2 protein-coding genes are annotated in these 13,013 nt (G+C 73.6%); both read left to right on the top strand.

The window, feature by feature from the left end; translation table 11 throughout:
- Nucleotides 1-26 precede the first annotated feature (26 nt).
- A complete protein-coding gene (locus ACWDVW_RS16005) occupies nt 27-11,942 on the top strand; it encodes a WXG100-like domain-containing protein (RefSeq protein WP_449949054.1) in 11,916 nt (3,971 codons plus the stop codon).
- The gene (locus ACWDVW_RS16000; protein ID WP_449949051.1) at nt 11,939-12,973 is read left to right on the top strand and encodes a hypothetical protein; all 1,035 of its coding nucleotides are present in this window, start codon (nt 11,939-11,941) and stop codon (nt 12,971-12,973) included. Before ACWDVW_RS16005 ends, ACWDVW_RS16000 begins: the two co-directional genes overlap by 4 nt.
- Nucleotides 12,974-13,013 lie beyond the last annotated feature (40 nt).

The following is a 13,013-nucleotide window of genomic DNA, read 5'->3' as shown; positions in this document are numbered from 1 at the left end:
CCGAGCGCTGGGGAAGGTGAGCGGAGATGGGGATCGAGGCGTCGGACGACCTCGCCGGCTTCCTCAAGTGGATCTCGGGGGAGGACTTCCCCGGGACCGACGAGGACCGCCTGTTCGGGCTCTCCCGGGCCTACAACGGTGCGGCCGACGGGGTCGACTCCGCCCTTCCGCTCCTCGTCGACGCCGTGCGCTCGATCCGACGGGGCGTGTCCGGCCGGGCCGACGAGGCGTTCGTCGAGTCGATGCAGGAGTACGTCCGCAACCCCGGCTACCTCGCGGTCGCCGCCGACCAGCTGCGTGACCTTGGCGCCAAGAGCCGCGCCTCGGGAACCCAGGTCCAGTACGTCAAGATGATGATCATCGGCGCGCTGATCCAGCTGATGATCGACTTCATCGTCGCCCTCGCCTTCTCGTTCTTCAACCCGGGCGCGGCACTGAACTGGCTGGCGGCCCGGGTCGCCGTGTTCCGCTTCCTGGTCCGTACGCTGCTCGGTCGGCTGATCCAGATGGTCGCCGTCAACCAGGTGGTCGGCATCGGCCTGCAGGTGCTGATGGACGCCATCGTCCAGCGGCTGCAACTGTCGATGGGCACCCGCGACCGCTGGGACGGCAAGCTGACCCGCGACGCCGCGGCGGTCGGCGCGCTCGGTGGCGCGGTCTCCACCTTCCTCGGTCCGGCGATCAACCTCCTGGCCCGGCGGCTCGGCGGCCCCGGTGCGCGGGCGCTGACCGACGCCGGTGCCGACTCGGTGCCTCCGCCCGGCAAGACGTTCCGCCAGGCGCTGACCACACCCGAACCCAAACCGACCGGGCGTCAGGCCACCGCCGACGCAGCCGGTGAGATGGCCTCCGAGGCCGCCGTCGAATACCTGACCGAGGGCCTCTACGGGGTGATGACCGGCCAGGGATGGAACGTCGGCGGTGCGGCGGCGGTCTCCGGGGCGGTGTCCGGAGCGGCCAGCGCCGCCGGCACGAACATCGGCGACGCGATCCGGCCGGGCCCCGACGGCAGCACCCGGGACGCCGAGCCCGACGACCCGGGGCCCCCGAGCACGACGCCGACACCGGATCCCACCTCGAAGTCCTCGCCCCCACCGTCCACGGACGCCTCATCGGCTGCCGACACGCCGCCGCCCCTCGACGTCCCCTCGTCGGCCGATACTCCGCCGCCGCCCGGCCCTGATGGTGTCGGTACACCCGCCGCATCCGACGGCACCGGCACGCCCGCCGTGATCGGCACGCCCGGAGGACCGTCCGACGGCCGATCCGGCACGTCCGCTGGACGGGACCCGGCCCCGGCCCCGGCCCCCGGCACCCCCGGTGGCCAGAACGCCGACCGGTCAGGATCACCGCTGCCGGACGACGCCCGGCCCTCGCCCGTCCCGGCGGCAGACATCGCCGCGGCCGGCGGGCCGACTTCCACCCCACCGGCACCGCCTGCCGCGCCCGTGCCCCCGGTGACACCCACACCCTCTCTCGGCGGCCAGGCGGCCGCGACCCCCGCACCATCGGTGGGCGGGCAGGCGGCAACGAGTCCCACCCCGACCACCGCCCCCACCGGTGCCGCACCCACATCCGGATCCAGCACCGGCACCTCCCCGGCGAGCACGCCCACGAACGGCGGCGGGTCGACCGCCAACCCCACCGCGAACGGCGGGCCGTCGCCCGCACCCCCCGCCGCCCCCACACCGGTGCCGGCAGCGGCGACCACCACGGGCACCCCGACTGCTCCGGCCAGCACGGTCTCGTCCACCGGCCCGGCATCCACCGGCCCGGCATCCACCGGCCCGGCATCCACCGGCCCGGCATCCACCGGCCCGGCATCCACCGGCCCGGCATCCACCGGGTCGTCCGGCACGCCGTCGTCCGGTCCGGTGCCAGTCCGGCCGGCGGCCGTGACGGGCACGGTTGCCACCCCTGCGCCGTCACCGGTGTCGTCGTCCCTGACCACCTCCACCGCTGCGCCGACGCCGGGGCCGTCCGCCTCGGCCACCGCCGCCTCCGCCTCGGCCACCACCGCCTCCGCGTCGCCGTCTACCGCCCCGCTCGCCGGCCGGCCGGGCGCCGTGCCCACTGCGGCCACCACCGGGGCGAGCACCGTCACGCCGAGCCTCAGCCCGGCCACCCCGCCCGCCCGCACACCGACGGACACCACACCGACGGACACCACACCGCGAACGGACGGTGGACCGAGAGGGGGCCTCCGAGCGCGGGACGTCGAGGCGGGGATCGAGGCCACTCCGCGAGCGGATCCCCAGCCGGACGCCACGGTCGTGCGACGGGACTACCCATGGCTGTCCGGGGTCAACCCGAACCGGGGCCGGGGCGGCGAGTTCGGCACGAACTGCGTACTCACGGCGATCGTCACGGACCTGGCCTTCACCGAGAGACTGCGGCCCGGTGAACGCCTACAGGCATCACCGTCCACGCTGGCTCCGTTGGCGCACCTGACCCGATACCGCGACCGCGCACCGGTGGCCGTGGCGGACTTCGCCGCCGTCACGCGACTCATGCGGTCCGCACCGCAGGGCTCCCGGGGCATCGTCGTCGTACACGTCACGGGTCGGGACTTCGCCCACGCGTTCAACGTGATCCACGACCACAACGGGGTGGTCTTCCTCGACGGCCAGAACGGTACGCTCGCCGACCTCACGATTCAGCCCGACACGGTGCTGTTCGTCCCGACCACGGACGGCGTGCCGGTCGACGGGCCGGTCCGGGGCCTGGAGGTGCCGATCGGTGGCCGCTCGTCGGAGACCACCGGCGGACGGCTGGACGGCACGGACTCCGGCGGCGACGCCGAGACGGTCGTCCCGCTGCCGAGGCCCGAGGGCATCGAGGACATCGAGGGGAGCGGGACCGCCGGTGCCGAGGAGACGGCACTGCTCAGCGTCGACCACCCGGAAGGGGAGCATCCCGCGCCGGACCCGCTCGACGACGGCCTGGTGGCGGTCGGCTACCTGGCCGCCGGTTCGCTGGGCGCCGCCGAGGTGGTCCGGGTGGCCGGTCTCGCCGAGGTCGAGCGGGCCGCGCGGGAGCTGGTCCGGCAGCGCGGCAGTGGGAAGGTACGCGGCCTCGACGAGTTCCTCCGCCGGCTGCACAACGACGCCGACGGCAGCGGCGACCTGCACGGGCTCGTCGGTCGAGGGGAGCACGTCCCGGTCACCGTCGACGGTCGGCAGGTGGAACTGCGCGTCTCGGTGACGCTGGACGAGCTGCGCCGCACCGCTGACCAGGACCCGGACACGGTGCTGACCCGGATCGACCGGGCGGGGGCGGTCACCACCGCGAGCGGCATCACCAAGTCGAAGAGCGGTGGCGTCGACGCCTCGCTGACGGTGAGCCCGGCCGGCGCCGTCGAGCCCGGTTTCGTCGGTGGTGGACTCAACCTGCACGCCACCCTCCGGCGACTGACGCAGGCACTGTCCACGCTCCGGTCCCTGGTGACCCACCGGCAGGCCCGGCCGAGCAACGGCGCGGACCGGATCGCGGCAACCGCGACGTACCGGTTGGAGCTGTGGGAACGCGCCGCCGACGGGACCAACCAGCAGGTCGGCCCGGCCCGGGAGGTACCCACCGAGGCGATCCTGAAGATCCCCCGGCACGCCCTGGTCGCCGACCGGAACGAGCAGCGCGCCGAGGGACTCGGACCGTCGACGATCCCCCGGGTCCACCAGGTCGAGGCCGCAGTCGTACCCGAGCTGTGGCGGCTGGCCGAGCGCACGCTGCCACCCGGGTTGTTCGCGGTCGGCTCGGCGAGCCGGGCCGAACTGTCGCGCCTGCTCAGCGCCCGCAACGTCGAGGCGGCACTGGAGGAGTTCACCGGCGGGCTGCGCATCCCGGCCCTGTGGAACGAGACGACCAACGAGGTCGCCGGGCCGTTCACCATCACGGCCAGCAGCGCCGAGCACATCGTCCGTTCCACCGCCACCGACGTCGTACTACGCGACAGTGCGCAGTTGGTGGTGGCCAACGAACACAGCGCGGCGGCCTCGGCGAGTTTCGGGGTGGCGCTCCAGGCCGGGTGGAACGGGCCACGCGACGAGTCGGGCCTCCCACTGACCGGGTCGGTCGGCGTCGGGGTCGCCGGCCGTCGGGAACAGGCGGCGCTGGGCGGCGGCAGCGGCGGACGCAAGCGGGCGGTCATCTACACCGGCGAGACCGAGTTACGCGACTACCCGGTCACCTGGAGAATCCAGGGCGCCGGCATCGACGAGGTCTCCACCGAACCCGACCACCTCTTCGTCCGGGCGGCGACCGACCTGCCGCCGGACCTGCCCACCGGCCAGGGCACCCGCCTGCCGGACGATGCCCAGGTAATGACCGGACCGCTCGGTGACGGCGCGGTACGGGACGTGACTGGTCTCGCCGAGGTCCTCGCCGACATCGAGACCGTCCTGCGGGCGCACCCGGGCTTCGTCGTCGACGGACCGGCACCGGTGGACACCATCCGCACCCTGCGGGACCTGATGGAACACCGCCGCAACGAGGAGTCACTGCGGACCGCCCTGAGCCAGCCGGCGGTACGCGCCATGGTGGACAGCCTCTTCGACACCGGGATCGTGGTGGAACTGAAGCGGTACGGCTGGTTCCGCAACGAGTACGTCCGGATCGTGCTGACCGCGACCCGGACCGCGGGACGCCGCACCGGCCAGTCCCAGTCGATCTCGATGCGGGAGACCGACATCGGTGGCGACCGCGCGCAGGCCCACACCTCCGTCAGCCGGGACTACCAGGCCGGCATCCGCTTCGGCTTCTTCGACCGCTGGCGCAAGCCGTCGTCGCGGGCACTGGCCGCCGCCGGCGTCGGCTACCAGTACACCCGCACCAACGGACGCAAGCTGGCGACCGGACAGCAGGTCGCCCAGGTGGAGATGTCGGTCAGCCCGACGCCGAAGGACGGCCGGACCACCGCCCGCGAGTACGAACTGGACCTCGACTTCCAGGTGGAGGTCTCCTCGTACAGCCGCCCCCGATCGCTGTACCGCACCGTCACCGGCGGCGTGCTGTCGCACCGCAGCGACCGGCGGTGGGTCGGGCTGCCGGACGGGCAGAACCTGGACCCCAATCACCTGGAGTTCTCCGGCACCCCGCAGACCATCCGGCTTCGGCCCGGCAGGATGCGGATCTGGCTGTCCGAGTTGTGGGCCGACCGGATGGGTGTCGAGGAGCCGGCCCCCCGGCCGGACGGTGCCACGGACGACCGGGCAGCCCCGGTCTTCCACGAGGTCACCGAGACCGCACCGCCGCCGCTGCCCTTCGCCGGCCTGCCGCTGCGGTTCCACACCGAGGGCGTCGGCCCGCTCGCCCCGATCCGGGACGCGGCGCTCGACCTGCTCGAGGGACTGCCGCACGGCGACGTGCTGACCGCCCCGGGGAGCGCGTCCCGTAGCCAGATCGACGGGTTCTTCACCCCGGAGTTCGCCAACGGCCGGACCCGTAACCTGATCAGCCCCGGCGAGACCTCGGGCACGCTGTTCGCCGGGGGAGTGTTCCGCGACGACCTCGGCTCGTTGCAGGTCGCGTTCGCGCCGACCGCCTTCCGCCCGGTCGACCCCGGCGCCTGGGAACTCGAGTCGTCGATGGCGGGCAGCTACCCGATCACCTCGGCGCAGGTCACCGGGGGAATGCACACCGTGCGCCTGTTCGGGCTGTTCGGGCACCGGGGCGACGGCGACTACGCCGGCAATGCCAGCCTGCAACCCGGTGTGCAGTGGCACGACGACCTGCGGACCACGACGGCCACCGACACCGGTGGTGCCGAACGCAACGTCGTCCAGAGCGGCGCGTTCGTCTTCTACCGGGTCGACGGCGACTGGCACCTGACCGCACGAACCCAGTGGGCCGGCGCGTCCGACTTCCTCACCGGCCAGATCGGCGTCCGACACCAGCGTGTGTCCGTGGAGAACGGCCTGCTCATCGCAGTCGCCCTACGCGACGTCCAGACCACCAACGCCTGGATCGAACAGCACAACGCCGACCCGGCCAACGCCGACCGGCAGATCCCGACTCTGCCGCTGCCACCGGACCCACCCACCCCACCGAAGACCATCCACCTGCCCCCGGCGACCGGTGCCCCGACCTGGCGGATCCCGGACAACCTGACGCTGGACTCCGGTGACTTGGGCCGGGCCTGGGTGGACAACCTGGGCGGCCCGGACCTCTACCAGCAGATTCGGGACCGGCTCCGGGAGCAGGGCGTCGACCTGCTCCCGGACGAGCCGCTGCGGGATCCGCTCGGCAACGTCGGCCGGGCCAAGGCGATCTTCGGCCGGTTCGGCCTGGCCGCGTTCGTCGACAGCCTGCTCTCCAACGACCTACTGGTACGCCTCTACGACCGGCGACGCATGCGCCGGTTCGTCTTCGTGGCGCGGACGACCACCGGAGTCGACGTCCGGATCCAGGCCCGACTCACCCCACCGCGCCTGACAGAGATCATCTCCGACCCGACCGAGATCGAGTACTACACGAAGGCCAACCGCACCGCCGCCGTGGACAGGTCGAGAGGCGTCACCGTCGACGTCAGCGGAAGCTACGTCCCCGGTCGGGACACCAGCGGCAGCGACCCGGAGAACCCCCCCAAGCACCACGGCGGAGTGTTCGGCGCCGGCCCCGGTGCCCGCCTCGGACACCAGAGCGACGCGGACCGGTCCACCGCCACGGCAGCGGTCGACGAGCGCGTCGTCACCGGAACCGGACCACTGATCGAGTTCGAGAGCATCCTCGAACTCACCGTCACCACCTCGGACACGAACCGCAGCGCCCCGATCCGGGTACCGATCCGGGTACCGATCCGACTGCGGATCCCCGAGTCCGCCAGCCGGGTACGCGAACCCGTACCGGAACCGCCGTCCGCAGACCGGCCCACCGGCGGACCACGTGCACTGACCTCCGCACAGACCGAGCCGAACGCCATACGACGGTGGCAGCGCGGCGGCACCCGCCTGCCGACCGAGGCGATGGTCACGTCCTTCCCGGCCGCGCGGGCGTCCGAGGACGCCGCCCGGATGGCGGTCGCCGCGCACGCCCGCACCTCGCGCCTCCAGCGGGCCATCGGCACCGACCCGCTGCGCAATCCACGGTCCATCGTCCCGGCAGCCGTCCACGACCAGGCCACCCCGGAATGGTCGAAGGCTCAGTACCCCCGGATCGCGAACGAGGGCGTCACGACCGGGCTGACCGGCCCCGGCATCGCGCCGCGCTACCGCGCGGTCCTCGAACGGTACGCGCGCCTCGGCCCGCCGTCGCTGGCCCGGATCGTCACCGACGACCGGATGGAACGACCCAAACAGGTATCGGTGGCGAGCACCACCCAGACGCAGTCCCGCAACCTCGCCGGCTTCGAGGTCGACCTCCGCACCGGGACCTCCGGCATCAACCCGGTCACCCGACACGACGCGCCGATGCCGGGCCAACTCGGAGTCGGCTCGGGCAGCGCCGCCCGGTCCGGTACGACCGCCAACACCGGCTCGAACGTGAAGTACCGGGGCCGCACGATGGTCTTCACCTTCACCGTCGAGGAACGGCACGTGGTCCGCGACCCGACGGACCCGCTCGGAGACCGGGCCGGGACCGAGGTGACACTGCCCGGCACGATCGAGGTGCAGGTACCCGAGGAGGTGGCCCGGGCCAACGGCTGGCTCGACGACACCGACCCGGCCCGCCGTCACGCCATCGACTCGACGATCGCGGCCTGGGAGAACGCGTTGACCAGCCGGGCCGACTGGTTGCAGAGGGCAGCCGAGTGGCGTGCCGCCGACGCCGAGCTACGCGACCTTCCCCCGGACGCGACAGACGGCCGGCGTGACCAGGCCGAAGCGGAGGTCACGGCAGCCCGGATCGAGAGCCGGGCGGCCCAGGAGCGATACCTACAGGCCAGAGCGGACGCCGAGGGACTTGCCGACCGGCTCGCTGCGGGCCGCGTCCGACAACCGGCCGACGCGACAGCCCACCGGATCCCGGCGTTGCCGGAGAACGAAGCAGCCCGACGACGGTTCGAGCAGGATCGCGGCCAGGCCCTGAACACCCTCGCCTTGACCACCGCCGAGGACCTGGCGACCGCCCTGGACCGCCACACCGCAGACTTCCGGACGGCGCTGCGCCGACCGCGCTCCGCCACCGTCGACCAACTGCGCCACCTGGCGACCGCCCGGGCGCACCGGGACCAGCTCGTCCAACTCGCCGACCAGGTGCGTCGCGGTGAGCTGACTCCGGAGGCGGTCGCCGACGCGCGCCGGGAGCCATCCGGACGACCCGGTGTCGACCAGCGGCTGGTGCACCTGGCCGCGGCCGCCCGCGCACTGCTCGACCAGGTCAGGGCGAACGCGCCCGCCGAGCCCGACCTGACCCCGGTGTTGCGGGCCCAGCGCCGGGTGTCGCGTCACCAGCTCCCACCACCCGGCGCAGGGCAGCGCGCCTGGTTCCAGACCAGGTCCGTCCGGATCCAGCACACCGTGGCCGGGCTCCAGCGCACCGCAGCCAGGCTCACGCACACCGCGGGTGGACTCCACCGCAAAGCCGCGGGGCGCGACCTGCACAAGGAGTTCCGCCGACTGGTCGGACCCGGCGGTCGAGCCGGCGGTGACCACCTGCTGGCGCGAGCCGCCGCCCTCCTCGCCCTGGCCGAGGAGATCGAGGCCGCCTGGCACACCGGCACGACCGAAGCCGCCGCCCGGTTCGCGGCCGAGTTCACCGACCGGCCACTGTCGCCTCCACCACTGCCCGGTCTGGCACCGGTCGACCGGGCCACCGTCGACCGGCGACTCGCGGCACTGGACCCCGACACCGTGGTCCAGCTCCGACGCCGGGTGGACGCCATCGTCGCCGGCCGCAGCACCGGTACGCCACAATCGGCCGCCGCCCTGCTCGACCACGGTTACCGGGTCACCGCCGCGCTGCTCGACGGCACCGATCCGCACATCGTCGCCCGTCGGCTGGCCCACACCCAGGCCCCGTCGACCGACACCGACCCCCCGACGTCCCCGGTCGAGCAACATCGTCGACGGACCGCCCGTTTCACCGGCGGCCGTCGCAGTGGTTCGACCACGAGCGAGCCGTACGAGCCGGTCACCGGACGGTTCCGCACCGACGACCCGGCAACCCGGGACCGGCTGCGCGCCGACCTGGTCGGAGGACTGTCCCAGGAGCGCCGCAACGACCTCGACGACAGGATCCGCCTGCTCGGACTCGACGACGGGCAGCCGGTGCTGCTGCTCTGGGTACGCCGCCCCGCACCGGAACCGGGCACGTCCCCCGAACCTGATCTGCCGGACGCCTTCCTGGAGCAGCTCGCCGGGGAGTACCAGGACCGACACCCGACCGGACGGGTGCTGCTGATCGGCGACGACCCCGGCCCTGCCCTGCGGATCCGCCGTCCCGACCTGTTCACCGACACCCACCTGACCGGTGCGCCGTCGACGGCCGGTCCGAACGCCGACGACCGCGCCGAACAGGCGTACCTCCTCGACCGGCTCCGCCAGGACGGCCACCGGCCACTGCTCTCGGTCGACGTGTCGGACGACACCGCCGACCTGTCCGCGCTGTTCGGTATCGACACCGTGTACCTCGAACGAGGCGCGTCGCGAGGCGCCCCCACCGATCGGGTCGCCCGCTCCGGCGATGCGCCGAACGGTCCGGTCCCGCAGCGGGACGCGGCGGTGTCGACATGGCGTCGGCAGCGGTTCGAGGCCCCGACCGAGTGGCTCGTCCACCACGCCCGACTCGCCCACATCGTCGACCAGAGCCCGACCGAGGCCACCGTCGCGCAACGACGGACACACCTGCGCGAACTCTGGGAGGCGATCGACGACTGGCGGCAGACGGTGACGGAGCAGGAGGTCCGGCTCACCGCCTCGGCCGACGACGCGCCCGACTGGATCGGCCGAGGCCAGGCCCTGGCCGAATCGCTGCTGGCCGCCTACCTCGCCCTCGACCCGGACAGCGTCCCCGCGCACCTGCCCGACCCGCTGGTCGGCTCGGTCCTGGATCACCAGATCGAGGCCGCCCACGCCCTGGTCGTCGAGCTGGACCCGACTCGGCACCTGCGACTGACGCCGGGAGAACTCGACCGGATCTTCACACCGCCCGAGGGGATGCGGCGAGCCGGTCACGAGGGCACTCCCGACCGATCAAGCAGCGACGAGACCACGCAGGCCGAGCGGACCGACCAGGACGACGAGGACACACACGGGGTGCCGCTCGGCTGGCAGGCGCGGCAGGAACGGGGTCTCCTCATCGTCGAGACCGACGGCCTGCGCAGCATCGACCGGGACGGCGGGCCTCCCCGCCCACCTGGACCACCGCCCCCCGGACACGGTCCGACCGACGGGGACGGTCCGACCGACGGGGACGGTCCGACCGACGGGGACGGTCCGACCGACGGGGACGGTCCGACCGACGGCCGGCCAGAGGGTGCGGGCCTCGATCAGGACCGCGACCCGGCCGCAGCGAAGGACGCCTCCCACACCGGTGGGTCGCCGCACCAGCGGTCCCGGCAGGAGACCGGCGGTCACCAGCGACGCTCCAACGCCCCGGTGGACCGATCCGACGGCAGCCGGTCCGAGGTCGGGCAGACCATCGCCGACGTGCGACGGCTGCTGTCCGTCGCGCAGACCCGACAGATGGTCGACGGCCTGCGTGACCGCATCGACCACATGCTGTCCCGCGTGCCGCAGGACAGCCCGGACCACGCCGAGCTGCGCCGGTTGCACGAACGCACCCGGGCCTGGCGTCCGGCCGGAATCCCGATCGACGTGCCCGGTGCCGGGCGGCTGCGGCTGCGTGACGTTCCCGACGACCGCGACTGTCTGTTCTGGGCGGTGCTCGAAGCGAGCCGGCGGCAACGTGTGCCACTGCCCGGCGACCCGGCCGGCCCGGCGGACCTCCGCGCCCATGCCGCCGACCTGATAGCGCAGCAGCCGGCGAGGTTCGCGCCACATCTCGGTCGTACCGCCGGCCGGATCATCGCCGACCAGCTCCACCATCAGCACGCCGACACCCGACTCACCCCCGGCTGGGAGTACGCGCCGGCCACCGCCGAGACCCGGGAGGCATGGCGTGCCGAGGCGGAGCTCGACGAACTACGCCGTCGCGCCAGGGCACGCCAGATGGTCGGCGTCGACGACCTCACCCGGGAGGACCTGCGCGCCCTGCTGACCGCCGAGGACCCGACCACCGCTCGGACCCTTGCCGACCACGTTCGGGCCGCCGTCGCCGAGCGGGAACAGCGGCAGCCGAGGGTGCAGTGGCTCCGGGAGGTCGCCGACCGGATCGACCGCGGCGACCGCAACCTCCTGGGGATGCTGGCCGTCCACTTCACCGGCCGCGACGAGGCCGGCAACGCCGAGGTGGTCAGGCTGGTCCTCGACACCGTCGAACGGCACGGCCGGGCACCCAGCGGTGTGGAACTGCTCGAGGCCGCGATGCGGCAACGCGACCTGTGGAACTCGGCGATCGGCGACGACCTGCCGGCGGCCCTGGCCGTGGCCCTCGACCTCAACATCGTCGTGGTCCCCATCGACCGGGGCCGCGACCGCGTGCCGTTCGTGGCAGGGGTTCCCCTGCCACTGCGCTCCGAGGCGCCCCACGGCCTCTACATCGCCCGCGACTTCAACCACTTCCAGTCCCTCGAACCGACCGACGGCACCCCGCGGGCCGGTGGGGCGCACCCGCCACCGTCCGGCACCACCGCATCCGGCAGCACCGCGTCGGGGAGCACCGTCCGGTGGCACCGTTCCGATCTCAGTCCGACCGCACTGCACCAGGCCGTCGACGCCGTCATCATCCGGTACGACCTGTCCCCACCGGTCGACCCGACGTTCCTCCACGGACTGCGCACCCGGGTCCAGGAGGCCCTGGTCCAGGGTGACGACCCGGTGGCCGCCGCCGACCGGTTCGCCGCCGTCCACGGCTACTTCCCCACGACCACTCTGGCGGGACCATGACCGAGCACCCCTCTCTCGCGCTGCACCACCTCCTGCTCCGCCTCGACGGGAACTTCCCCGACGACCTGGTCAGCGAGGCCCGTACCTGGCTGGCCGAGGGCCTGGTGCGCGACGTCGCCGAAGCGGTCGTTTTCACCGCGCTGACCGGTGACGCTCCGCTGAGCGCCGCGGACCTCGTCGTCCTCTCCGAAACGCTGTCGTCGGCCGGGGCCGACACCGCCGCCCTCGCCGAGGTCCGGCGCACCGACGGGCCGCCGCTGCCCGCGTACGCGCTGGCGCCCGCCGGCCCCGAGGCGCTCGCCGAGCAGCGACTGCCGGCCATCCTCGACCTCACCGCCGGGCACACTGGTCCGGGCGCCCCGGACCCGATCGACATCGCCGTCCTCGCCGCGATGCCGGCGCTGGCCGACGTCGAGGCGCTGTGGCGGTCGTGGCGCTACCCGCCCGACGGCACCCCACCCCGACGCGTGTACCTCGTGCACCGACCCGACGGGACGCTGGCGACGGCCGCCGCCCGGTTGCAGGCCGTGCTACGCGAGGCGGGGGAGACCGCGCCACTGGTGCAGGTCTTCGACGACGTCACGACCCTGCCCGCGCATCACCGGACCGCCCTGGACTGTGCGGCGCTGCTGTGGACACCCCGGCCACACGCCCCGGTCAGGTTCGCCGAGTCGCCGGGCTTCGCCCCCGACCGACCCCGCCTCGACGGGCCGGACCGCGATCGGGTGCTGACCCGTCTCGCGTACGGCGTGCCACTGCTGACCACCGCGACGCTCCTGGACGACGCCCTGGACCGCACCCGGACCGGGACCGTACCCACGGACCTGCGCACCGACGGGGAGTGGATCTGGAGCGAACAGATCACCTACTACCTCGACCGGCACCGGCTCGCACCCGGGCCCACCTTCCTGGCCCACCTGCGCGCCTGCGGCCCGCACCCGCCCGAGGTCGGGCCCGCCGTACTGCACCGTGCCCGGGCCGCGCTGTGGGCGACGACCACAGGTCGACGGGAAACTGCGCGCCGACCGTGAACCGTGTCGGTCCGGCGGTCGTAGTGGGGGCACTCGGGCC

The organism is Micromonospora sp. NPDC003241 (assembly GCF_053589795.1).
This window is presented reverse-complemented; position numbering and strand designations above follow the sequence as displayed.

What these genes read in the sequence shown, in the direction of transcription:
- ACWDVW_RS16005 (WP_449949054.1), top strand. Translation starts at nt 27, where the DNA reads ATGGGGATCGAGGCGTCGGACGACCTCGCCGGCTTCCTCAAGTGGATC.
- ACWDVW_RS16000 (WP_449949051.1), top strand. Translation starts at nt 11,939, where the DNA reads ATGACCGAGCACCCCTCTCTCGCGCTGCACCACCTCCTGCTCCGCCTC.